Annotated in this window: 18 protein-coding genes and 2 tRNA genes; 5 read left to right on the top strand and 15 right to left on the bottom strand. The window is 65.1% G+C overall.

Annotated elements, in window-relative coordinates; genetic code table 11:
- Nucleotides 1-1,111: DUF6504 family protein (locus D2V17_RS18160; protein WP_119594574.1), on the top strand; the 1,111-nt coding region annotated here is incomplete at its 5' end.
- A gap of 21 nt (nt 1,112-1,132) precedes the next feature.
- On the opposite strand, the gene D2V17_RS18165 is transcribed toward D2V17_RS18160, so the two are convergent.
- The gene (locus D2V17_RS18165; protein WP_119594575.1) at nt 1,133-1,930 is read right to left on the bottom strand and encodes a TerC family protein; all 798 of its coding nucleotides are present in this window, start codon (nt 1,928-1,930) and stop codon (nt 1,133-1,135) included.
- 246 nt (nt 1,931-2,176) lie between these two features.
- Between D2V17_RS18165 and D2V17_RS18170 the strand changes: the two genes are divergently transcribed.
- Together D2V17_RS18170 and D2V17_RS18175 are read left to right on the top strand one after the other, a co-directional pair.
- Nucleotides 2,177-6,172, top strand: coding sequence for an error-prone DNA polymerase (locus tag D2V17_RS18170; RefSeq protein ID WP_119594576.1), 3,996 nt, complete (start codon nt 2,177-2,179; stop codon nt 6,170-6,172).
- Nucleotides 6,173-6,239: 67 nt separating this feature from the next.
- The gene (locus tag D2V17_RS18175; RefSeq protein ID WP_245978802.1) at nt 6,240-6,902 is read left to right on the top strand and encodes an extensin-like domain-containing protein; all 663 of its coding nucleotides are present in this window, start codon (nt 6,240-6,242) and stop codon (nt 6,900-6,902) included.
- A gap of 2 nt (nt 6,903-6,904) precedes the next feature.
- Here D2V17_RS18175 and phoB read toward each other — a convergent pair whose 3' ends face one another.
- From phoB to recJ, 10 genes are all read right to left on the bottom strand, one after another.
- Nucleotides 6,905-7,594: a phosphate regulon transcriptional regulator PhoB gene (gene phoB, locus D2V17_RS18180; protein ID WP_119594578.1), complete on the bottom strand. Its 690-nt coding sequence runs from the start codon at nt 7,592-7,594 to the stop codon at nt 6,905-6,907.
- 111 nt (nt 7,595-7,705) lie between these two features.
- The gene (gene phoU, locus D2V17_RS18185) at nt 7,706-8,374 is read right to left on the bottom strand and encodes a phosphate signaling complex protein PhoU (RefSeq protein ID WP_191229288.1); all 669 of its coding nucleotides are present in this window, start codon (nt 8,372-8,374) and stop codon (nt 7,706-7,708) included.
- Nucleotides 8,374-9,165, bottom strand: coding sequence for a phosphate ABC transporter ATP-binding protein PstB (pstB, locus tag D2V17_RS18190; protein WP_191229300.1), 792 nt, complete (start codon nt 9,163-9,165; stop codon nt 8,374-8,376). Before pstB ends, phoU begins: the two co-directional genes overlap by 1 nt.
- A 38-nt stretch (nt 9,166-9,203) precedes the next feature.
- On the bottom strand, nt 9,204-10,463 hold the full coding sequence (pstA, locus tag D2V17_RS18195) for a phosphate ABC transporter permease PstA (protein ID WP_119594581.1): 1,260 nt from the start codon (nt 10,461-10,463) through the stop codon (nt 9,204-9,206).
- A complete protein-coding gene (gene pstC / locus D2V17_RS18200; RefSeq protein ID WP_119594582.1) occupies nt 10,456-11,841 on the bottom strand; it encodes a phosphate ABC transporter permease subunit PstC in 1,386 nt (461 codons plus the stop codon). Before pstC ends, pstA begins: the two co-directional genes overlap by 8 nt.
- Nucleotides 11,842-11,859: 18 nt before the next feature.
- Nucleotides 11,860-12,888 carry a substrate-binding domain-containing protein gene (locus tag D2V17_RS18205; protein WP_119594583.1) on the bottom strand — a complete coding sequence of 343 codons (1,029 nt, stop codon included), beginning with the start codon at nt 12,886-12,888 and terminating at the stop codon, nt 11,860-11,862.
- Nucleotides 12,889-13,022: 134 nt separating this feature from the next.
- Nucleotides 13,023-14,207, bottom strand: coding sequence for a sensor histidine kinase (locus D2V17_RS18210; RefSeq protein ID WP_119594584.1), 1,185 nt, complete (start codon nt 14,205-14,207; stop codon nt 13,023-13,025).
- 70 nt (nt 14,208-14,277) lie between these two features.
- Nucleotides 14,278-14,352: transfer RNA gene (locus D2V17_RS18215), tRNA-Glu, on the bottom strand.
- A gap of 31 nt (nt 14,353-14,383) precedes the next feature.
- A tRNA-Glu gene (locus D2V17_RS18220) sits at nt 14,384-14,458 on the bottom strand.
- Nucleotides 14,459-14,541: 83 nt separating this feature from the next.
- A complete protein-coding gene (gene recJ, locus D2V17_RS18225) occupies nt 14,542-16,323 on the bottom strand; it encodes a single-stranded-DNA-specific exonuclease RecJ (RefSeq protein ID WP_119594585.1) in 1,782 nt (593 codons plus the stop codon).
- A gap of 195 nt (nt 16,324-16,518) precedes the next feature.
- Between recJ and D2V17_RS18230 the strand changes: the two genes are divergently transcribed.
- A complete protein-coding gene (locus D2V17_RS18230) occupies nt 16,519-17,295 on the top strand; it encodes a hypothetical protein (RefSeq protein ID WP_147367467.1) in 777 nt (258 codons plus the stop codon).
- 58 nt (nt 17,296-17,353) lie between these two features.
- Nucleotides 17,354-17,878, top strand: a complete 525-nt coding sequence (locus D2V17_RS18235) for an AHH domain-containing protein (protein WP_281270614.1) — start codon at nt 17,354-17,356, stop codon at nt 17,876-17,878.
- A gap of 9 nt (nt 17,879-17,887) precedes the next feature.
- Here D2V17_RS18235 and leuA read toward each other — a convergent pair whose 3' ends face one another.
- From leuA to D2V17_RS18255, 4 genes are all read right to left on the bottom strand, one after another.
- On the bottom strand, nt 17,888-19,585 hold the full coding sequence (leuA, locus tag D2V17_RS18240) for a 2-isopropylmalate synthase (RefSeq protein WP_119594588.1): 1,698 nt from the start codon (nt 19,583-19,585) through the stop codon (nt 17,888-17,890).
- 291 nt (nt 19,586-19,876) lie between these two features.
- Nucleotides 19,877-20,521: a YceI family protein gene (locus D2V17_RS18245; protein WP_119594589.1), complete on the bottom strand. Its 645-nt coding sequence runs from the start codon at nt 20,519-20,521 to the stop codon at nt 19,877-19,879.
- A 141-nt stretch (nt 20,522-20,662) separates the two neighbouring features.
- A complete protein-coding gene (locus D2V17_RS18250; RefSeq protein WP_119594590.1) occupies nt 20,663-22,084 on the bottom strand; it encodes a hypothetical protein in 1,422 nt (473 codons plus the stop codon).
- Nucleotides 22,081-23,232, bottom strand: coding sequence for a glycosyltransferase (locus D2V17_RS18255; RefSeq protein ID WP_119594591.1), 1,152 nt, complete (start codon nt 23,230-23,232; stop codon nt 22,081-22,083). Before D2V17_RS18255 ends, D2V17_RS18250 begins: the two co-directional genes overlap by 4 nt.
- Nucleotides 23,233-23,255: the final 23 nt, after the last annotated feature.

The raw sequence follows: 23,255 nt of genomic DNA on the forward strand, positions 1-23,255 counted from the left end.
TCTGGCGCATCATGGGCCGGAACGTGCGATCCTTGTTCCTGAAGACGATCCGCTGGCACGCCTGGCCGATCTGCCGGTCGCCGCACTCCGGCTCGACGATGACGTGCTGCTGGTGTTGCGGCGGCTCGGGCTGAAGCGGATCGGCGAACTGGCGCGGGTCGAGAAAGGCGAAGGCGATCAGGCCGGCGGGCGCGATGCACTACGTCGCCGTTTCCGCACTCGCCATGCGGCCAGCGCCAACCCGCTGATCCGGCTCGACCAGCTTGTCGGCCATGTGCCCGAGCCGCTGCTACCCGTGGCCATGCCCGAGGTGCCGCTGGTGCAGTGCCGCCTGATGGAGCCGGTGCGCCACCGCGCTCCGCTCGACACAGTGATGGCCGATCTGGCGGCGGACATGGCGCGGCTGCTCGAAGGCCGGGGCGAGGGCGCACGGCGGCTCGATCTGGCCATGTGGCGGGTCGATGGCGAGGTACTTATGCGCCGTCTCGAACTGGCTGCGGCCACGCGTGAAGCCGCGCATATCTGCCGCCTGTTTGCGCAAAGGCTCGACGATGTCGACGCCGGGTTCGGCATCGAGATGGTGCGCCTCACCGCCAGCTGGGCGCAGCCGCTACCGCTGGGGCAGGCCGATCTCGAAGCCACCGCCGAGGAGCATGGCACCTCGCTCGCGGCCTGTATCGACCGGCTCAGCGTGCGGCTTGGGGTAGGGGCGGTGCGCCGCCCGGTGCTGCACGCCAGCCATATCCCCGAGCGTAGCCTGCGCTGGCAGCCCCCGCTGGAGCCCGAGCCGGTCCATCAGGAAGAGCTGCGCTTCCACGCCCGCCCGCCAAAGCTGCTCGACAAGGCGGAGGCGATTTCGGTGCTTTACGCCAGCCCCGATGGCTATCCGCGCCGGTTCCGCTGGCGCGGCGCGGTGCACGAGGTGGCGCGGGTCGAGGGGCCGGAGCGGATCGCCCCCGAATGGTGGCGCGAGCGCGGCAATGCCCGACTGCGCGACTACTACCGCGTCGAGGACGGCGAAGGCCGCCGCTACTGGATCTATCGCAGCGGCCTTCCCGATGACGGGCGCGGCGGAATGCCTGAGTGGTTTTTGCAGGGGCCGTGCGGATAGATGCACAGCCCTTGCTAACGGTCACCCCGCTGCCTTCTTCGCCCGCCGATTGCGCTGCACCATGTTGAGCAGTTCCACACCAACCGAAAAGCCCATCGCCGCGTAGATATAGCCCTTCGGCACGTGGACGCCAAAGCCGTCGGCGATCAGCACGAGGCCGATCATTACGAGGAAGGCCAGCGCCAGCATCACCAGCGTCGGGTTCTTCTCGATGAACTTTGCCAGCGGATCGGCCGCCACCATCATGATGCCCACGGTGATCACCACGGCGGCAATCATGATCGGGATCTCGTCGGTCATGCCCACGGCGGTGAGGATCGAATCGACCGAGAACACCATGTCGATCGCCACAATCTGCACGATCACCGCGCCGAAAGTGGCCGTCGCCGCAGCAGCAACGCCGGGGGTCTTGTCGAGCAGATCGCCCGATTCGTCCTCCGGCTCCATCGAGTGATGGATCTCCTTGGTCGCCTTCCACAACAGGAACAGGCCGCCTGCCAGAAGGATCAGGTCACGACCCGAGAAGGCGGTATCGAAGGTCGGCTCGCCATAGGGGCCGGGGGCGCCGCGAATGCCGAGATCGAACAGCGGCGTCTGCAAGGTGACCAACCAGCCGATCAGCATCAGCAGGCCGATCCGCATTACCAGCGCCAGCGCGAGGCCGATGCGGCGTGCGCGCTGCTGCTGGTGCACGGGCAGCTTGTTCGAGAGAATGGCGATGAAGATCAGGTTGTCGATCCCGAGCACGACTTCGAGCGCAATCAGCGTCAGCAGCGCGAGCCAAGCGCCGGGATCGGAAAGGAGGGCGAGGATGTCCATAATGGTCCCTGTTAGCGGGGCCGGATTGTGGAACGGCCCCTGTTGAAGCGTCCGACATCACGAGCACATGCTCGCCAGAGGGGCCCGGACGCCGGTGCGATCTAACCATACGTGAGCCAAGTGCAAGCGTTCCGTGACAGACAATTGGTGTTGGCACTCTGAGTTCAAGAACATATACAGAACATATGCTGTGGACCGCGATCATCGGACAGTGCATCGCCCGGTGTGAAGGCGAGTGAGGACAAGATGCCTGACGCTCCGCTCACACCCGGCAAGCGCCATGTCGAGGCCGATCCCGCGCTGATCGGGCAGCCGCCGCGCGCCAGCTTCGTCGAGCTGGGGGTGATGAGCTGTTTCTCGTTCCTGCGCGGGGCTTCCGATGCGGTCGACCTTGCGCTCACCGCGCGGGCGCTGGGCTACGATGCGCTGGGCATTGCCGATGCCAATTCGATGGCGGGTGTGGTGAGGGTGCATAGTGAGGCCAAGGCGCTGAACCTTCGCCCAGTGATCGGCTGCCGGATCGAGACGGTCGAGGGGCTGGCCTTCCTCGCCTATCCGCAAGACCGGGCCGCTTATGGCCGCTTGTGTCGGCTGATCTCGACAGGCCGGATGCAGACGTTGAGCGGCGAATGGCAGGACAAGGGGGCCTGCGCGATTTCGCTGGCGATGCTGGCGGCTTATTCCGAGGGGGTGCATCTGATCGCATTGCCACCGCGCGATCTGATGGCGGAGTTCACCATCGCGGTGGAGGACAATGTGGTGGCCTTTCCGGTGCAGGGTTCACGCGGAGACGCGGAGACGCGGAGTGGAATTTCGCTCGCAGAGGCGCAGAGGCGCAGAGAGGGTACTTCGCCGCGAAGCGGCAATTCCACACGCTCCGTCACATTTGTCGGGAAGGTTGAAGATGAAGAGTGGCTGCGCCGCAAGTGCAAGCCCTCTGCGCCTCTGCGCCTCTGCGAGCGCCCTCAAAACCTCCGCGTCTCCGCGTCTCCGCGTGAACCAAAAACCCGCCCGCTCACCGCAGCATACGTCGACCTGCTCCCGCACCTCGCCGAGCAACTCCCCACCATGAAGCACCTCGCCGCCTGTTTCCTCTACGCTGGCGATGACATCGCGAGGATCGAACGGCTCGACACACTCGCACACGCCAATGGGCTGACCATCCTCGCCACCAACGACGTCCACCACCACAGCCCCGAGCGCCGCCCGCTGCAAGACGTGATGACCGCGATCCGCCACAAGACCACCATTGCCAAGGCGGGGCACCTGCTCCACGCCAATGCCGAGCGGCACCTTAAGTCCCCGCAGGAGATGGAGCGCCTGTTTGCCCGCTGGCCCCACGCGATTGCAGCGGCGCGGCAGGTAGCCGATTCCTGCACCTTCGATCTGGAAGAGCTGGCCTACGACTACCCCGAGGAGATCTACCCCGAAGGCCGCACCCCGCAGCAGCATCTCGAAGCCGAAACATGGCTCGGTGCGGAGCGGCGCTATCCGCCTGAGGAATTCCCGCAAGGCGTCCCCCAAACCGTCCGCGAGACGCTGGAGCGCGAACTCAAGCTGATCGGCAAGCTCGGCCTCGCGCGCTATTTCCTCACCATCAAGGACATCGTCGATTTCGCCCGCGGGCAGGAGCCGCCGATCCTGTGCCAGGGGCGCGGCAGCGCGGCCAATTCGGCGGTTTGCTATGTGCTCGGCATCACCAGCGTCGACCCTGCCAAACACGCGCTGCTGTTCGACCGCTTCATCTCCGAGGAGCGCAAGGAGCCGCCCGATATCGACGTCGATTTCGAGCATGAACGGCGCGAGGAGGTGATCCAGTACATCTACAACAAATATGGCCGCCACCGCGCGGGGCTATGCGCGACGGTAATCCACTATCGCCCGCGCATGGCGATCCGCGAGGTGGGCAAGGTGATGGGCCTGAGCGAAGACGTCACCTCGGCGCTGGCGCGCACGGTCTGGGGCAGCATGGGCCGCGAGGTCAGTCACCGCCACGCCGAGGAAATTGGCATGGACCTATCCGACCCGCACCTGCGGCGCGTGCTGGCGCTGACCGAGCAGATAATCGGAATGCCGCGCCATCTCAGCCAGCATGTCGGCGGTTTCATCCTCACCGCCAGCCCGCTCACCGAGACGGTGCCGATCGGCAATGGCGCCATGCCCGAGCGCTCGTTCATCGAGTGGGACAAGGACGATATCGATGCGCTCGGCATCCTCAAGGTCGACGTGCTGGCGTTGGGGATGCTGACCTGCATCCGCAAATGTCTCGATCTGCTGGAGGATCACCATGGCCGCACGCTGACGCTGGCGACGGTGCCGCGCGAGGACGAGCAAACCTATGCCATGCTGCGCCGGGGCGATTCGCTGGGGGTGTTTCAGGTCGAGAGCCGGGCGCAGATGAACATGCTGCCCCGGCTGCGCCCGCGCGAATTCTACGATCTCGTGATCCAGGTCGCGATCGTGCGACCCGGTCCGATTCAGGGGGACATGGTCCATCCCTATCTGCGTCGGAGACGCGGGGTGGAGGCGGTGGAGATACCTGCGCCCGCCCTCAAACACGGGCCGCCCGATGAATTGACGAGCATCCTCAAGCGGACCCTGGGCGTGCCGATCTTTCAGGAGCAGGCGATGAAGATCGCGCTCGATGCGGCCAAGTTCTCCCCGGTCGAAGCGAACCGGTTGCGCAAGGCCATGGCCACCTTTCGTAGCCGGGGCAAGGTCGACGAGTTGCAGGATATGATGGTCGGGCGGATGATCGCGCGCGGCTATGACCCGGACTTTGCCGAGCGGTGCTTCAACCAGATCAAGGGCTTTGGCGAATATGGCTTTCCCGAAAGCCATGCGGCGAGTTTTGCCCATCTGGTCTATGTGTCGAGCTGGCTGAAGTGCCATTTCCCGGCGGCCTTTGCCTGCGGTTTGCTCAATTCGCAGCCGATGGGGTTCTATGCCCCGGCGCAGATCGTGCGCGATGCGCGCGAGCATGGGGTGGTGGTGCTGCCGGTCGATGTGAACCACTCGGAGTGGGATTGCACGTTGGAGGTTCTTGAGGATTCACGCGGAGACGCGGAGACGCGGAGATTTTTGGGGCACTCACAGAGGCATGAAGGCACAGAGGCAAGCAGCGCCGCAGGCTATAATAATAGTTTCGCGCAGAGACCGCAAAGAGCGCAGAGGGTGGTGGAGCGCGATACCATCTCTGCGTCCTCTGCGGTCTCTGCGCGAAAACAATCTTCTTGCACCTGCGGTGCGGACAAACCCGCTCTGTGCCGCTGTGCTTCTGTGAGCGAAAATCCTCTCCGCGGCTCCGCGTCTCCGCGTGATCCTCAATCGGGCAGACAGGACCGCCACATCGCCCTGCGCCTCGGCTTCCGCCAGCTCGACGGCCTACCCGAACATGCCGCCGCCATGCTGGTCGCCGCACGGCAGACAGGCGGGACCTTTGCCGATGTGAACGAGCTGCGCGAACGCGCCAGACTAATGCCCGCACACATCGAAAAGCTCGCCAGCGGCGACTGTTTCGGCTCGCTCGGGCTCACCCGCAGGCAGGCCCTGTGGGACGCGCGCAGCCTCGTCGCCGCACCCGATCTGCCGCTGTTCACCCATGCAAAAACGCGCGAGGAAGGCGCCGAACGGGGCCGGGCAGTTCTGCCCAAGATGCCGCTCAGCGAGGAGGTCGTCACCGATTACCAGACCACGCGATTAAGCCTGAAAGCGCACCCGATGAGCTTCCTGCGCGCCTCGCTGGGCGAGCGTGGGTTCACCCGCGCTGCCGACCTGCGCGCACGCAAGAACCGGGCAATGGTGCAGGTGGCCGGCGTGGTGCTGATCCGCCAGCGACCGGGCTCGGCCAAGGGCGTCTGCTTCATCACCATTGAGGACGAAACGGGCGTTGCCAATGTCGTGGTCTGGCCCGACCTGATGGAGCGCCTGCGCCGCGTGGTAATGGGCGCGCGGCTGGTGGAAGTGCGCGGACGGGTCGAGTATGATGACGAGGTGATCCACATCATCGCCCAGCACATCACCGATACGACGCACGACCTGCACCTCCTGTCGGAAGACCTGCTATCCGCCCCGCTCGCGCGCGCCGACCACATCGACAGGCCGCTGCCCGGCGGCAGAGCCGATTCTCCGGTCGAACCACGGCAAGACCCGCCGCCAGCCAACCGCGACTTCCATAGCCCGAACTTGCGTGGCCACCCGCGCAACCTCAGGATCATTCCCAAGTCCCGCGACTTTCATTGATATGGCCAGACCAAAGCGACGCCGCCGACCATCCAAGCTGCCAGCACCGGGAACATGGGCCGCGCTCATGGCACTGGTCGCCTTTGCCTATGCCGGGTGGATCTGGTTGCAGGAGAACCCGCAGCACAACCCATGGGCTCCGCTGGATCTCAGGCAGGAACGCGGCTGGGCCACCGCCGCCAAGCTCGAACTGGCGCGCGAGGACATGGACGAGTGCCGCGCCGTGCTCACCCGCAGCGAGGTGGCCTTCACCGCGCTCGATCCCTCGGGCGAGGGCGAATGCCGGCGCGAGGATCGGCTGACGCTGCCGGACCTTTCCCTAACGCCCACAACTCCGCAGATGACCTGCCCGGTCGCAATCGGGCTGGAACTGTGGAGGCAAGACCTTGCGCCGCTTGCTGAGGACATTCTGGGCTCGCCGATCGCGCGGATCGAGCAGCTCGGCACCTATTCGTGCCGCCGCATGTACGGCGCGCAGACCGGCAACTGGAGCGAACACGCTATCGGCAACGCCATCGACATTGCCGCTTTCGTGCTGGAAGATGGCCGCCGCATCAGCGTTCTCGACGACTGGGACGACGAGGGCGAGCGCGGCCAGTTCCTCCGCGCCGCGCGCGAAGCGGCCTGCAAGAGCTTCGGCGCGGTCCTGTCACCCGACTACAATGCCGCCCACGCCAATCACTTCCACCTCGATCAGGGACGCCCGATCGTGATGGGCTTCTGCCCTTAGCCTCAGACCGGCTCCAGAGCGTAGCCCGCCGAGCGCACCGTGCGGATCGGATCGCGCGCGTTGTCGAGCGCGATGGCCTTGCGCAGGCGGCGGATATGCACGTCGACCGTGCGTTCCTCGATTTCGCTGCCCGTGCCCCACACCGCATCAAGCAGCTGGCTGCGCGAGAACACCCGGCGCGGGTGCTCCATGAAGAACTTGAGCAGACGATATTCCGTCGGACCGATCTGCAAGGCGCGGCCACGACGCTCTACCCGGTGCGCGACAGGGTCAAGCTTGATGTCGCCCGTTTCAATCGTCTCACCCGCCAGCGCCGGGCGCACGCGCCGCAGCACGGCAGACACACGCGCCAGCAGCTCGCGCGGCGAGAACGGCTTGGTCACATAGTCGTCGGCGCCGGTTTCGAGCCCGCGCACGCGGTCGTCCTCGGCCTCGCGCGCGGTCAGCATGATGATCGGAACGTGGGCGGTCGCCTTGTCGCGGCGCAGGCGGCGGCAGACCTCGATCCCGCTGGTGCCCTCGATCATCCAGTCGAGCAGCACCAGATCGGGCGTATCCTCGGCCGCCATCATCAGGGCCTCGTCACCATCGGCGCTGGTGCGCACCTCGTAACCCTCGCTGGCGAAGCGATATTCGAGCAGTTCGGCCAGCGCCGTATCGTCTTCGACCAGCAGCAGTTTGGGAGCGGACATAATGCGAAACCTCAAGCACGGCCGCACAAGCGCGGGCCGCTGCCTCGCAGTTATGGCATTTTTTCGACAGATTTGTGACAATAAGACACAAGTCTGACGGAGGAATGACCCTTAGCGCTCGATATCCTGAGGATAGGTGCCCACCGCAGCGAAGTGCACCATTTCCGCCACATTGGTCGCATGGTCGCCGATCCGCTCGATATTGCGGGCCACGAAGAGCAGCTGCGCCGCGCTCGAAATGGTGGCAGGATTCTCCACCATGTAGCTGACGTAATTGCGGAAAATGCTGTCGTAGAAAGCGTCAACCTTGGCGTCGGCCTCGATCACGTCGCGCGCCACGATGGGGTCGCGCGCGGCATAGGCGGTGAGCACATCATGGACCATCTCGATCGCGACCTCGGCCATGGCGGGCAGCAGCGTCAGCGGCTCGAACCGGGCGCGGCCTTCGATACGGCCGGTGCGCTTGGCGATGTTCTTGGCATAGTCGCCGATCCGCTCGATCACGCCGCCGATCTTCAGCGCGGCGATGATCTCGCGCAGGTCGTCGGCCATCGGCGCGCGCAGGGCGAGCATCCGAACCGCCATCGCGTCGACCTCGGATTCGAGCATGTCGAGCTTCTTGTCACGCTTGACCACCTCGGCGGCCAGCTCCTCGTCGCCGTTGAGCATGGCTTCCATCGCCTGATGAATCGCCAGTTCGGCGAGGCCGCCCATTTCGGCGATCAGCCCGCGCAGACGGGTAATATCCTCATCGAAGGCCTTGACCGTATGTTCGCTCATCAGCCGTAACGCCCTGTAATGTAGTCCTTCGTCCGCTCTTCCGCCGGGTTGGTGAAGACATCGGAGGTCAGACCGTATTCGACCAGATGGCCGAGGTGGAAGAAAGCAGTTCGCTGCGACACACGCGCCGCTTGCTGCATCGAATGGGTGACGATCACGATAGCATAGTTACCGCGCAGATCATCGATAAGTTCCTCGATCTTCGCCGTGGCGATCGGGTCGAGCGCGCTGCACGGCTCGTCCATCAGGATCACTTCGGGTTCGACCGCGATGGCGCGCGCGATACACAGGCGCTGCTGCTGGCCGCCCGACAGCGCAGTGCCGGTATCGGCAAGCCGGTCCTTGACCTCGTTCCACAGGCCGGCGCGCTGGAGGCTCTTCTCCACGATCACATCGAGGTCGGCCTTGCTGTCGGCCAGCCCATGGATGCGCGGGCCATAGGCGATGTTCTCGTAGATCGACTTGGGGAACGGGTTGGGCTTCTGGAACACCATGCCGACCCGTGCGCGCAGCTGCACCACGTCCATCCCGCTGGCGTAAATATCCTCGCCATCGAGCGCGATCTCGCCGGTAACGCGCGCTGCCGCGATGGTGTCGTTCATGCGGTTGAGCGAGCGCAGGAAGGTCGACTTGCCGCAGCCCGAGGGGCCGATGAAGGCGGTCACATATTCGCTGAACACGTCGATCGACACCGAATCGATCGCCTGCTTCTCGCCATAGTAGACCGACACATCGCGCGCGGTCATCTTGGCGGGGCCGTGCTCGGCGCGCTCGGCATCGATGGAGGGCATGGCACCCCGCACCTTCGGGGCTTCCGGATATTCGGTCATCACCATTTCTTCTCGAAGCGGTTGCGCAGGTAAATGGCGAGGCCATTCATCAGCAGGAGGAAGACGAGCAGGACAATGATAGCCGCGCTGGTGCGTTCGACAAACCCGCGGTCGATTTCGTCCGACCACAGGAAGATCTGCATCGGCAGTACGGTGGCATTGTCGGTAAAGCCATCGGGCGGGGTCGCAACAAAGGCGCGCATCCCGATCAGCAGCAACGGCGCGGTCTCGCCGAGCGCACGCGCCATGCCGATGATCGTACCGGTGAGAATGCCGGGCAGGGCGAGCGGCAACACATGGTGGAACACCACCTGGACCGGCGAGGCCCCGATGGCCAGCGCGCCAGCGCGGATCGAGGGCGGCACGGCCTTGATCGCGTTACGGCCCGAGATGACGATCACCGGCATCGTCATCAGCGCCAGAGTCAGGCCGCCGATCAGCGGGGCCGAACGGAAGCCGGGGAAGATCGCCAGAAACACCGCCAGCCCCAGCAGGCCGAAGATGATCGAAGGCACCGCGGCGAGGTTGTTGATCGAAACCTCGATCACGTCGGTCCAGCGGTTCTTCGGCGCATATTCCTCAAGATAAAGCGCCGCGAGAACGCCAATCGGGAAGGCCAGCACGAGGGTGACGAGCATCGTCAGGATCGAGCCCTTCAGCGCCCCCCAGATACCCGCCAGCTGCGGGTCGGTCGCGTCGGAGCGGGAAAGAAAGCCGAGATCGAAGCGCTCGGCCAACTTCCCCTCTGCGGCGAGCCGCTTGGCCAGCGGTTGCAGTTCGACCTGCCCGTCACCGGCAAAGGCGGACGAGAGCGACTTGCTCGCAGGCAGCCAGAAGGTGGTCGTGTGGTTGAGGATCTTGGGGTTGGCGATGATGCTCTGCGCAACCGAGCGCCAGGCATCCATGTTCAACTCCTCGGCCGCTTCCTCGCCCAGGCTCTGCTGGGCCGAGAACTCGACCACTTCGGGCAGCCCCTGACTTTCGAGCGCGCGGATCTGCACCGCATCGGTCGCGGCATCGGGGTCAAGCGACAGCGCTGCGCCCGACAGGTCGACATCGACCCGCAGCTCGGCGCGCTGGAAACCGCCAAGGCCGTTGAGCGTCATCGTCACCAGCAGGAACAGCAGCATGGCGATTGAGAATCCCACCGCGGCCATGCCGAGATACTTGAAGCGACGCTCGGCAGCGTAGCGCTTTTTCAGCCGGGCGGCGAAGGCCGGGGTGCGGGTCGGGCCGAGCGTTTCGGTGGTGTCATTCATAGGCTTCACGGAACCTCTTCACCACGCGCAGAGCTATGAAGTTGAGCGCCAGCGTCACCAGGAACAGCACGAAGCCGAGCGCGAAGGCGGCGAGCGTGGTCGGATGGTCAAAGCTGCCTTCGCCGGTCAGCAGCGCGACGATCTGCACGGTCACCGTCGTCATCGCTTCGAGCGGATTGGCGCTGAGGTTGGCGGCGGTGGAGGCCGCCATGACCACGATCATGGTCTCGCCGATGGCGCGGCTGATCGCCAGCATCACGCCCGCAACGATACCCGGCAGCGCGGCGGGAACCAGCACACGGCGGATCGTTTCGTTCTTGGTCGCCCCCATCGCGAGGCTGCCATCCCGCATGGCGGAGGGCACCGCAGCAATCGAATCGTCGGCCATCGAGGAGACGAAGGGGATAATCATCACCCCCATCACCAGACCTGCCGAAAGCGCGCTTTCGCTCGACGGGTTGGATACGCCCAGCATCAGCGCGACATTGCGGATCGCCGGGCCGATGGTGAGCGCGGCAAAGTAGCCGTAGACCACGGTCGGCACGCCGGCGAGCACTTCGAGCGCAGGCTTGGCCCAGGCGCGGAAGCGCGGGTTGGCATATTGCGTGAGGTAAATCGCGCTCATCATGCCGACCGGGATTGCCACGATCATCGCGATGATCGCGCCGATGAACAGCGTGCCCCAGAACAGCGGCACCGCGCCATAGCGGCTCGCGTCGATATGCTCGGTCGCGCTCATCGGATCGGGATTCCACTGGACCCCGAACAGGAAATCGAGCGGCGACACCATGCCGAAGAAGCGCCAGGTCTCGAACACCAGCGTCGCGAAAATGCCCAGCGTGGTCAGGATCGCGACCAGCGAGAAGGCCAGCAGCACGCCCATCACCATGCGCTCGACATGGTTGCGCGCGGCCAGATCCGGCTTGAGGCGCAGGTAAACGTACACCGCCGAGGCCCCGGCAATCAGCAGGGCAATTCCGACGCCGATGAAGGTGTAGAATTGGCTCGATTCGGCATAGACCTGCGCCAGCGTGCGGGCCTCATCGTAGAAATTCGGTCCGCCCGGATTGCTGGCCAGATTGCGAGCTTCGGCAAGGATCGCCATGCGTTGCTGCCCGAAGGCGGGCAGGTCTTGCGCTGCCGGGCTATCGAGCACATCGGCCATCACAAGTTGAGATGAGATCGGTCCCCAGGCGAGCAGAAACAGCGCCATCGGCACCGCCACCCACAGCGCCGCGTACCAGCCAAAGTGCGAAGGCAAGGCGGAATGGCGCTTGGACGTGCTGTTGGCGCGGAAGGTCAGCGCCCGCGCACGCGCGAACAGCCAGGCGGCGAGGCCAAGGCCTAGAGCGAGCAGGATCGGCAGGGCTGGAGACATGCTGAGCGCTTCGTCCGGTTACTGGAAATCGGCGAGGGTGAGGGCGGGGCGGCTGGAGATCGCCGCATCCATCTGCGCCATCTTCTCGGGCGGATTGGCGACCAGACCGACCTTGGCAAGCGGGCCATCGGCGGTCCAGCTGTCGCGCCAGACCTGCAAATATTCCACCATGCCGGGGATCGCGCCGACATGGTCGTTCTTGACGTAGACGTAAAGCGGACGCGCACCGGGATAGGAGAAGCTGGCGATGTTCTCGTAACTCGGCTCGACCCCGTTCATGGTCAGGCCTTTGAGCTTGTCGAGGTTTTCCTCAAGGTAGGAATAGCCGAACAGGCCGATGGTATCGGGGTTGCTCTCGATCTTCTGCACGATCAGGTTGTCCTGCTCGCCCTGCTCGACGAAAGCGCCATCGGCGCGCACTTCGGTGCAGATGCGCTCCTCCTCCTCGTCGCTCAGCCCTTCGGGCAGAGGCCCGGCCTTGCATCCGGGGGTCAGTACCAATTCCTTGAGCGCGTCACGCGTGCCGGAGGTCGACGGCGGGCCATAGAGCAGGATCGGTAGATCGGGCAGCGAGGGATCGATATCGGACCATTTGCGCGCGGTCTGCTCCTCGCCATAAGGCCTCGCCGCCAAAGCGCGGTAGACGATCTCGGGGGTGAGATCGATCGTGATGCCATTGCGCGAGGCGGCAAAGGCAATGCCGTCCAGGCCGACCTGAATTTCCGTGATCGAGCTGACGCCGTTGGCGGTGCAGGTTTCGAACTCGCTTTTCTTCATCCGGCGCGAGGCATGGGCAAAGTCGGGCGTGTCGGGGCCGACCCCCTTGCAGAACAGCGAAATGCCCGCGCCCGACCCGATGGCCTCGATCACCGGCGAGGAATATTCGGGATAGGACCGGGCAAAAGTCTCGGCCACAACCTTGGCGAAAGGATAGACGGTCGACGAGCCGACGGCGCGAATTCCGGTGCGCCCGGCGCCCGCATCCCCGCATGAAGACAGCAGCGCGCTGGCGGCAGCGAGAAGGATCAGGGCAGGTCTGGCGTGCATCGGCAATTCCAATTCCTTCTGATCGCGGCCTAGCTCGTACAGGTTACGCGGAGGCTACAGCCAAGGTCGGCGATCAAAGCAACCCCCCTTTGCGCAACTCTTGGGGACTTTACCCGTAAGATCTGTGTCGAAATCTAGCCTTCTGTCACCAGCGGCAGCTTCACTTCCACGGTCGTTCCCTTGTCGACCTTGCTTGTGATGTCGAGCCGGCCGCGGTGGCGTTCCACAATATGCTTCACGATGGCAAGGCCCAGCCCGGTGCCGCCTTGCGCGCGGCTACGCCCCGGATCGGTGCGGTAAAAGCGGCGGGTGAGGTGCGGAATGTGCTCGGGCGCAATGCCTTCGCCCTCGTCGCGCACGGTGATGACGGCCATTTCGCGCGTACCATGTTCAAGCGTGACGGTGACCGGCTTGTCCGGCCCGCTGTATTTCATGGCGTTGTCGACCAGATTGCGCACCAGTTGTTCGAGCTGGCGCGAATCGCCGCGCACCTTGAACGGGCCTTCGGCGATATTGCAGACGAGCCGATCGATCCGGTTGGGGCCCGCCCCGTCGCGCGCGGCTTGGAGCAGCACCGGGCGCAGGTCGATCTTCTCGCGCGGCTGATCGTGCTTTTCGGCTTCGACCCGGCTCAGGCTCATCAGATCGTCGACCAGCGCCTGCAACCGCCGCGCCTCGCGCAGCACGGTGCCGTAGAACTTGCTGGCCTGCTTCGGATCGACGTTCTCGCCTTCATCCTCCAGCGTTTCCATATAGCCGATGATCGAGGCCAGCGGCGTGCGCAACTCGTGGCTGGCATTGGCGACGAAATCGGTATGCGCGCGGCTGACATCGGCTTCGGCAGTGCGGTTGACCAGTTCGATCAGGCAATAGCGCTCGTCGATGGGCTGACGCGCCATCTGCCAGCTCGAGCGGGGCCCGGTGAGGCCCTGCACGGTGGTCGAACCGCCCTTGGGCCGCGACAGCAGATCGACCGCCGCCGGATGGCGCAGCGCCACGCGCGCGTCCTGCCCGACAACGTGGGCGCCGATGGCTTCGCGCGCGGCGGCATTGGCGGAGATGATTCGATTCCCGTCGAGCATCAGCACCGGGAGGCCCGAATGCTCGATCATGTCGCGCATGCCCGAACGGGTCAGCTTAACGCTGTCGGGTTCCTGCGGGCGCGGCGGCGGAGGAGGGGGCGTGAGCAGCCAAAGCGAACCGATCCACACCAGACAGGCCCCGGCAATAAGCCAGAAATCCATGCCTGCGGCGACCAGCACCGCGCCTGTTATCAGCGCGAGCGCAATTCCGGCATATGGCAGCGGGCGTCCCTCCATGCTGTTTGCAACAGCACATGGTTCGCAGCTTGGCTAGGGAGAAGTTGGCAAGGGCCGGGATAAGTCCGGCTGGTGACCCCTACGGGAATCGAACCCGTGTTTCAGCCGTGAGAGGGCCGCGTCCTGACCGCTAGACGAAGGGGCCATGCTGGCCGTGTAGTAAAGTCGCCTCGCGCTGGTGACCCCTACGGGAATCGAACCCGTGTTTCAGCCGTGAAAGGGCCGCGTCCTAACCGCTAGACGAAGGGGCCATGCGCGAGGCGAGGGGCGCAATTAGGAGGGGTTTGGATTCGGGTCAAGCCCTCTTTGCATCTCTTCGCGAAGAGTGTGCAAATTAGTCGGCCCAGGCCGCATCCTCCAGGTGCAGTTCGGCGGCCGGACGGCTGCCCCAGTCGTCGATCCTGGCGCGCCCGGCGAGGTGCAGCAGGCGGCCCTTGGCGCCGTGGAGCAGGGCCTGCCCCATGTCGCTTTCCGCCGCGCGGAAGGCGATCGCCTTGAACGAAGCCCCGTCCTGCCCTGAGGCGATGACACGCAGGTGATCGGTCCCGACCACGTCGGCCTTTACAAGGCGCACCGGGCCCACGGCCACGCGCGGTCCGGGCCAGCCCATGCCATATGGCCCCGCCGCTTCGAGCGAGGTCACAAGGTCGGGAATCAGCCCGCGCGGAGCGACCGCAATGTCGAGCAGCATGGTCTGTTCCGCGCTCGCGCGCGCCACGGCCTGGGCGAGCCTTTCGTCGAGCCACTCGGAAAAGCGCTCGAGTTTATCCACAGCTACGGTGAAGCCCGCGGCCATCGCATGCCCGCCACCGGCCACCAGCAGCCCTTCGGACCGCGCGGCAATGATCGCCGCGCCCAGATCGACGCCCTGAATCGAGCGGCCCGACCCTTTGCCTTCGCCGCTCTCTGCGTCGATGGCGATCGCAAGGGCAGGGCGGCCATGCTTTTCCTTCAGGCGACCGGCGACGATCCCGATCACACCGGGATGCCATCCGCTGCCCGCCACGGTGATCACAGCGCGGTTGTGCTGCGCGGCGATCTGCGCCTCGGCCTCTTCCTGCACCGAAGCCTCGATGGCGCGGCGCTCTTCATTGAGCTGCGAAAGCTGGGCGGCGATCTGGCGCGCTTCCTCGGGATCCTGTGTGGTCAGCAGCCGTACGCCGAGCGTCGATTCGCCGACTCGCCCGCCGGCATTGATTCGCGGCCCCAGGGCAAAGCCGCAGTCGCTCGCCTGCGGGGCGGCTTTCAGGCGGCTCGCGTCGATCAGGGCGGCCATGCCGATATTGGCGCGCTTGGCCATGACCTTGAGCCCCTGCGCTACAAACGCCCGGTTCAGTCCGCGAATCGCGGCGACATCGGCCACGGTGCCCAAGGCCACCAGATCGAGCAGCCCCATCAGGTCGGGTTCGGGCCGGTCCTTGAAGTATCCGCTCGTCCGCAGCCGCCGCACCAGCGCCACCGCCAGCACGAAGGCCACGCCAACCGCCGCAAGATGGCCGTGCGCGGCGGCCTCGTCGTCCTCGTCGAGCCGGTTGGGGTTCACCAGCGCCAGCGCGCGCGGCAGTTCGGGCGCGCACTTGTGGTGGTCGACCACGATCACGTCGAGCCCGGCTTCGTGCGCCTCGGCCAGCGCTTCGAAGGCCATCGCCCCGCAATCGACCGTAACCACCAGCGTTGACCCGGCCCGGCCCAGTTCGACCAGCGCCGCGCCGCTCGGGCCATAGCCTTCGAGCAGACGGTCGGGGATATAGTGCCCGGCCTCCAGACCCAGCTGGCGCAGCAGCAGGATCAGCAGCGCCGAACTGGTGGCGCCGTCGACGTCGTAGTCGCCGTAAATCGTGACCTGTTCCTGTGCGACCACGGCTTCGGCCAAGCGCTCTGCCGCGCGGTCCATGTCCCGGAAGATCGAGGGATCCGGCAGAAAGCCGCGCAGGCTCGGCTGACGGTGACGGTCGAGATCGTCAGGCGCGACCCCGCGCGAGAGCAGGAGCTGGGTGACGATATCGTTGGACAGGGCATCGGCAGGCGAGCCGAGGGCCATATTGCCGCCGCGCCACAGCCAGCGTTTGCCGGACAGCGACCGATCGACCCCGAGAACAGAAGCGCGGTTGTGCATTTGCGTTGCGCTAGGCGATAGGCGCGGATTGCGAAAGGCGATCGCCCGGTCCGTCTACAGATTTACCCTGCGCGCGTGGCTAGGTTTTGTGAACGTTTCGGGAGTAACTGCCGGGCTGAGGAGGAGCCGCGCGGCAACTGCGTGACTCGACCCTGAGCTTGGTTCACGCCAAGGTCCGAGCCTGAAGTGGAGGAGGTGAAGGCTATCGCCAGCGCCGGAAACCTGGACCTGCGGAATGACCGCTGCGCTGTCTCGCTAGTCTTCGCTGCGGGCACGCGGCCGCGTGCGTCCGCCATTGGGGCACTTGCCGCGAGGAGTGACAAGTTCGCCGTCAGCCATGATCCGCACAAGGTCAACGAGGTGGAGGAAGGCTGGGTCGAGCTGATTGCCAATGGTCTGACGTTCGACCTGACCGGTCTCAATCCTGAGCCGGCACAAGTCCGGCCCGAATGCGCCCACCTGTTCGGCCTCGCCGCATCCGCTGAGCTTTCCGCTGGCGAACCCATCACCATCATGCCCGGACCGCATCTCGCCAGCGCGCGGACCATGTTCCCGGTGTTGCGGACGCTTGCCTGGCTCGGTGCGCTGCTCGCCGAACTGCCACAGGTGCGCGCGGTGGTCTGGCATCCGGCTCGTTCCTGGAGCGATCCGCATTACTTCCGCGCGTCGGTGTTGCGCTGGATCGAAGGCGGGGCGTTCCCCGGCCTTGGCCTCACCGCAATCGCTCCCACCGCCGATGGTGGCCTGACGAGCGAAGGGCTGGCCATTTTCACCGGACAGGAACTGGTGCTCGCCCCCGAACTCGCCCGTGACCGTGCCGAGGGCGCCAAGATTGCGCTGCGACTGATAAACTGGCTCGCCGAGAGTGGCGGCGTCGCCGAAAGCACTTCGGTAATGGGGCCTTCGGGCGAGACGCTGAATCTCGTTCCCGACCGCGAAAAGCAAAATGTTAAGGTGACCGCGTCTTCCTGACCATGTGGGAAGAGGTAGAAAAACCGGCGCCGCTGCTGTGGCAGGCGTGCAACCGGTCGTGCCTGCAAGGGCGCGGCGGCACTTGCCGTTCCGCTCGGTAAACCGGCGCGACACTCCCGGCTTTTGCCCGGATATGCAACGCCACCACCTGTTGCCGCGCCAATTGCTCTACGAGCCATGTTTCTCCGCGCTGATCGCAGCGCTCGGGCGCGAGCGCCTCGGCTATGACGACTTTCGCCGCAACGGACTTCTGCTCCCCGCCACCGAGCAGGCCGCTTTTGCTGCCCGCATGCCGCTCCATCGCGGCCCGCATCGGGCCTATAACGGACTGGTGATCGAACGGTTCGGGCAGATCGAGGAGCGCTGGTCGCAATTGCGCATGCGCGCGCCCGAGGTGGCACTCGATGAAGCGCTGATGCGGCTGGACCTCCTGCGCAATGCGCTGCGCCGCAAGTTGCTCGGCGGCGGGCGGCGGCCGTACCGGCTAAACCGGCACGACCCGCTCGGCAAACTCGTGGACTTTACCGAACTCGACGCGATGGCCGACGCCCTGTGGTCGAGCAGCAGTTGTACGCAGCACTGACCGCGCGGGTCAGGGCTTGGTCGCTCCCGGCCCATGGTGCGCCGAATTGGCCGCCGAGAGGATCGCGCGCACGCTGGCGGTGGCTACGTCCTCGTCGATCCCCACGCCCCACACGATCCGCCCGTCGGGCAGCGCACATTCGAGATAGGCCGCCGCCCGCGCATCGCTGCCTTTGCCCATGGCGTGCTCGGTGTAGTCGAGCACGTCGAGCTCCAGGCCATAGGCATCGCGGATGGTGGCGAGCACCGAGGAGACCAGACCCTTGCCGCGGCCGGAAATGCGCTGCGGCTCGCCGTCGACCTCGACCGTGCCGGTGAAGATGCGCGTTCCGTCACCGGCGCGGCTTTCCTCATAGTCGACCAGACGGAAGTGACGCGGCTCCACCTTCACGTAATAGGCCTTGCGGAAACAGGTCCAGATATCCTCGCCGTTCAGTTCGCGGCCGAGATCGTCGGCCATCTGCTGCACGTGCTTGGAGAAATCGGCCTGCAAACGCTTGGGCAGCTTGAGGCCCTGACCCTGTTCGAGCACCCAGGCAAAGCCGCCCTTGCCGCTCTGCGAGTTGACGCGGATCACCGCCTCGTAGCTGCGGCCGAGGTCGGCCGGGTCGATCGGCAGATAGGGCACGCGCCAATATTCGTTGTTCTGCGTCGAATGGGCCTCAAAGCCCTTCTTGATCGCGTCCTGATGGCTGCCCGAGAAGGCGGTGAACACCAGCTCGCCGCCATAGGGATGGCGCGGGTGGACCGGGAGCTGGTTACAATATTCAACCGTCTCGATCACCTTGTCGATGTCCGAGAAGTCGAGCCCAGGATCGACGCCCTGCGTGTACATGTTCATCGCTACAGTCACGAGGCAGCAGTTGCCGGTGCGCTCGCCGTTGCCGAACAGGCAGCCCTCGACGCGGTCGGCGCCTGCCATCATGCCCAGTTCCGCCGCCGCCACACCGGTGCCGCGGTCGTTGTGCGTGTGCAGCGAGATTACCGCAGCTTCGCGATTGGGCAGGTTGCGGCAGAAATACTCGATCTGGTCGGCATAGACGTTGGGCGTCGCCGCCTCGACCGTGGCCGGCAGGTTGAGGATGATCGGCCAGTCCTTGGTTGGGCCGACGATGTTCATCACCGCCTCGCAGACCTCGAGGCTGAAATCGAGTTCAGCGGTCGAGAAGGTTTCGGGCGAATACTGGAAGTGCCACTTGGTATCGGGCTGCTTGGCCGCTTCGTCGACGAGCAGTTGCGCGCCCTTGACGGCAATCGCCTTCACGTCCTCGCGGCTCATGCGGAACACGATGTCGCGCCAGGCAGGGCTGACCGCGTTGTAAAGATGGACAATCGCCTCGCGCGCACCCTGAAGGCTCTCGAAGCTGCGGCGGATCAGATCCTCGCGGCTCTGGGTGAGCACCTGAATGACCACGTCCTCAGGGATACGGTCTGCTTTGATCAGGCCGGTGATGAAATCGAACTCGGTCGCGCCCGCGGCGGGGAAGCCGACCTCGATCTCCTTCACCCCCACTTCGCACAGCAAGTCGAAGAAACGGTTCTTCTTCACCGCGTCCATCGGATCGATGATCGACTGGTTGCCATCGCGCAGATCGGTGCTGAGCCAACGCGGCGGCGCGGTGATCGTGCGGCTGGGCCACTGGCGGTCCGTCAACGGAACCTGCGGGAAGGGCTGGTACTTGCGGGAGGGGTCTTTGAGCATCGGCATGGTGGAACTCGCCTTATCGCCTGACGCGCGCACGGCAAGACCGCGCGCTGCTGTTTCTGTACGAAGATGGAATGGCCCTTAGGCGGGTTCCTGCCGCGCGGGCAGGGGAAATTGCGCGCCTAAGGGCGTGTAAGTCGAAGCAGCGAAAGAAGTTCGCGGGTGCTCATCGCGGCGACATATGCGGACGAGGCAGGAGAATGTCCAGCCTTTCCCGCCTGCGGGAGCGCCAAAAAACAGAAAGCGCGCGAGGTCGGGCCCCGCGCGCTTCTGCTGTCAGTTCTGGCGAAAGCCTTACTTCTCGAACGCGACCGAGATCTTCATCTCAACCTCGTCGCTGATGCCGAAGGGGATGCCCCAGGCAATATTCCAGTCCGAGCGCTTGATCGTGGTGGTGCCATGGAAACCGAGCGTGGTCTTTTGGTTCATGGCGTTGGTGCCCATGCCCGAAAGCTCGGCCTGAATGGTGACGGGCTTGGTCACGCCGTTAAGCGTGAGTTCGCCCATGATTTCGGCGGTGGTGTCGCCGGTCTTGTGGACGGCGGTGGACACGAAGCGCGCGGCCTCGGGCTCGGGGCCGAAGAAGTCGGGCGCGCCGCCATCCTGACCAGGGCGCATCAGGTGGCCCTTGAGGCCTTCGCTCGGCACGGTGACTGAAGCGATCGGAATGGTCACGTCGAGCGCTGCGGCTTCGACATTGGCCGGGTCGATCGAAAGGGTGCCGCTGATGTCACCGAAAATGCCGAAATAATCGTTGAAGCCGAGGTGGCTGACTTCCCACGCCACCAGCGAGTGCGACGGATCGGTGGTATAGTCACCCGCCTGCACGGCGGTAAGATCGATCGCGCCGGGGGCGGGGGCGCCCTGTGCATTGAGCCCGCCGAGGGACACGGCAGCAAGGCCGGCAGCGGCCACGGTAGCGAGAATAGTCTTGCGCATTGGAGTTCTCCCGAATGAAAGTGGAGCTAATTGATAGAGTCAAATTGAGCGATGTCGAGGTTCAATGTGAAGACAGGGCTGGTCCTTGTCCACTGCGAACACGCGAATAGGTCGCATTCGTGGATGAACAGGCAGCGTACCTCAGTCGCGGCGGCGATAGACGAGCCGATAACGGTCAGAGCCGGTCTTAAGTCGCAGAGTGAGAACGTAATTTTGCGCCAGCTCGCGCTGGACGATGGCCTGGGTGACGCGGTTGCCGCGATTATAAGCCGGCAGGTCTGTGACAACGGCATCGGGCCGGGTCATGAAAATCCGTTCGACTTCGCTGCGGCTGTCCACCCCGAGCGCATTGGCCTCGTTGGCCATATTCAGCGAGCCGGGAAATGCGAAGGGCGTAGGCAGGCAGCTTTGCGAGAGCCGATAAAGCGCGGGAAAGCCGTCATGCACATAGAGGCAGCCCGGCACCTCGCCGATGGCCTCGACCATCGCCATGGCTTCAGCGCGACCACCTTTGGTTTCCTCGTAGTGATGAAGCAGGAATTGCCCGGCCATGGTCCCAAGAGCGAGCACGGCCGCACCCACCTTGCGCCAGCGCCCGAAGGCGGGCGCCAGCACGACGAACAACGGCGCGAGCAGGGGAATGAAATAGTGTGGGCTATATGCCCCGACGATCAGGATGGCGGCCAGCGCCGCGGCCAGCCATTGCCATTCGAAACTGCGCGCCCGCAGGTCTTCGCGCCGCATGGTGGCCAGCAGAAGGGCGACGGGAAGCAACAGGATTGCCACGCTTCCAAGCAGGTCCTCCCCCATCACCGAAAGCTCGTCGGGCACGCGCAGGAATTGTGACTGGAAGTTCGCGAACAGGAAGGCATCGAGCGCCCCGAGGTATCCGTAAATCGCCGCGGTCAGCAGCGTGGGAAGCAGGACCAGCAAGGCCCAGACCGCCGCCGCCGACAGCACTTTGGAGAAGGACCAGCCCCGTCGATGCCCGAGGACTATCAGCCATAGGCCGAACAGCAGTCCTTCAAGGCCCGCCGTATATTTGATCTGAATTGCCAATCCGACCAGCGCCATCGCGGCGGCACCATCGCGAGCGAGATGTGGCGCGCGCCGCTGCACAAGGAAGGCCGCGCCCACTACCAGCGGAGTGTAAAGCACCGAAGCTTGCGTGCCTTCGCCCTGCGCAAGGTTGAGCCAAATGATATAGCCCAGACCCGCCAACAGCGCGGCAAGGCCATCGGCCCCCGCACGCAGGGCCATACGGCGGATCAGCTCAGCCGTGACGACCACCGCCACCAGAGCGCCGATCTGGCTCGCCAGCAGGCCATCGCCGCCAAGCAGCTGGCCGATCCAGGCGAATGCTGCGAAGAGAACGAACAGGCCGATGGGCTTGCGATCCCAGATATCGACATAGGGCAGGGCTCCGTCGAGCATCCGTTCGCCGACCAGCAGATAGTATTGTTCGTCGAACTCGATGACCGGATTGCCGAAGGTCTGCGCGCGCAAGATCGCCGCCGCGACGAGGAGCCACAGAACCGGCGGAAAGCTGCGCAGTGCGCTCATGTTAGCCGCTGCTCGCGCGCGAGTGTGTCGAACACTTCGAGATAGACTTCTGCCGCCGCCGAAAGCCGGTGTCCGCCGATAGCCTGCTCGATGGAGTCAGCGGTGGGGAAGGGCTGTTTGGCCCGGTGCAGCACCGCCTCGGCAAGCTCATTGGCATCGTGCGCGGCCACCAGTGTTCCGAGGCTGGCATCGCTTGCGACCAGCCCCTCCAGCCAGGCGGTGCAGGGCGTGGCAACGAAGGGCATTCCGGCCACCAGCGCCTCGCCGATCACCGCCGGGACGCCTTCGTAGCGTGAGGTCATCAGCAGCATGTCGGCCTCGCGGAAGAACGGCGCGGGGTTCGCGACATGCCCTTGCAGGCTGACATGCTCGGACAGCCCGAGCCGCGCGATCTCCTTGCGCACACGCGGCTCCATCGCGCCGCCGCCGATCATAGTCAGCGTGAACGGTTCGCCCAGATCGCGCAGGCGTGCAGCGGTGGCGAGCGCCAGCAGCGGGTTCTTTTGCGGTTCGAGCCGCCCGACGAAGAGCAGTGACAGTGGCTTGCGCGGTTGCCCCGAGCGGGCCGTTACGGTCACGTCATCGTCAAGAAAGGGGTCGGGGATGGCGAGGGTGCCTTTGGCGGGCACGAGTTGCGCCAGCTCGTCGCGCAGACCGGGGGACATCGCCACCAGCCTGTCCACTCCGCCCGACCACCAGCCTGCCAGCGCACGGGCGACCGCTCCGGTGCCGAGAGCGGCGGGAACCAGTGGATTGCTGACCTTGCCGACAATCGGCACCGCAGGCATCGCCTGCTTAAGCGCCTTCGCCACGGCAAAATGGAAATTGCCGATCAGGAACACCGCATCGGGCGCAAGCGCCTTGGCTGGCCCCGCCATCGCCGCGCCGAGGCGCAGGCGCGAAAAGGTGCTGCGCGGCACCGGTTCGGCCAGAACTTCGATCCCGACACCCGCCGGCACCTGCGGCCGCATCGGGCCATCGTTCGCCCCCGCCAAAATGGTAACGCGCCGCCCGCGGCGGACCCATTCGCCCGCCAGACGAAAGGCAATCCGCTCGGTCCCGCCAAGCGAGAAATCATGAATCGGGATCAGGATGTGCCGTGCGCTCGCCTCTTCCATATCAGGCTCGAACACGAAAAAGCGCGCCATGGGAAGGCCATGCCGCGCTTTTT

The sequence above is a fragment of the Aurantiacibacter xanthus genome, from assembly GCF_003584015.1.
Lineage (GTDB): Bacteria > Pseudomonadota > Alphaproteobacteria > Sphingomonadales > Sphingomonadaceae > Alteraurantiacibacter > Alteraurantiacibacter xanthus.

What these genes read in the sequence shown, in the direction of transcription:
- phoU (WP_191229288.1), bottom strand. Translation starts at nt 8,374, where the DNA reads ATGAGCGAACATACGGTCAAGGCCTTCGATGAGGATATTACCCGTCTG.
- pstB (WP_191229300.1), bottom strand. Translation starts at nt 9,165, where the DNA reads ATGCCCTCCATCGATGCCGAGCGCGCCGAGCACGGCCCCGCCAAGATG.
- D2V17_RS18165 (WP_119594575.1), bottom strand. Translation starts at nt 1,930, where the DNA reads ATGGACATCCTCGCCCTCCTTTCCGATCCCGGCGCTTGGCTCGCGCTG.
- D2V17_RS18255 (WP_119594591.1), bottom strand. Translation starts at nt 23,232, where the DNA reads ATGGCGCGCTTTTTCGTGTTCGAGCCTGATATGGAAGAGGCGAGCGCA.
- D2V17_RS18250 (WP_119594590.1), bottom strand. Translation starts at nt 22,084, where the DNA reads ATGAGCGCACTGCGCAGCTTTCCGCCGGTTCTGTGGCTCCTCGTCGCG.
- recJ (WP_119594585.1), bottom strand. Translation starts at nt 16,323, where the DNA reads ATGCACAACCGCGCTTCTGTTCTCGGGGTCGATCGGTCGCTGTCCGGC.
- D2V17_RS18245 (WP_119594589.1), bottom strand. Translation starts at nt 20,521, where the DNA reads ATGCGCAAGACTATTCTCGCTACCGTGGCCGCTGCCGGCCTTGCTGCC.
- D2V17_RS18205 (WP_119594583.1), bottom strand. Translation starts at nt 12,888, where the DNA reads ATGCACGCCAGACCTGCCCTGATCCTTCTCGCTGCCGCCAGCGCGCTG.
- D2V17_RS18210 (WP_119594584.1), bottom strand. Translation starts at nt 14,207, where the DNA reads ATGGAGGGACGCCCGCTGCCATATGCCGGAATTGCGCTCGCGCTGATA.
- leuA (WP_119594588.1), bottom strand. Translation starts at nt 19,585, where the DNA reads ATGCCGATGCTCAAAGACCCCTCCCGCAAGTACCAGCCCTTCCCGCAG.
- D2V17_RS18170 (WP_119594576.1), top strand. Translation starts at nt 2,177, where the DNA reads ATGCCTGACGCTCCGCTCACACCCGGCAAGCGCCATGTCGAGGCCGAT.
- phoB (WP_119594578.1), bottom strand. Translation starts at nt 7,594, where the DNA reads ATGTCCGCTCCCAAACTGCTGCTGGTCGAAGACGATACGGCGCTGGCC.
- pstA (WP_119594581.1), bottom strand. Translation starts at nt 10,463, where the DNA reads ATGAATGACACCACCGAAACGCTCGGCCCGACCCGCACCCCGGCCTTC.
- D2V17_RS18175 (WP_245978802.1), top strand. Translation starts at nt 6,240, where the DNA reads ATGGCACTGGTCGCCTTTGCCTATGCCGGGTGGATCTGGTTGCAGGAG.
- pstC (WP_119594582.1), bottom strand. Translation starts at nt 11,841, where the DNA reads ATGTCTCCAGCCCTGCCGATCCTGCTCGCTCTAGGCCTTGGCCTCGCC.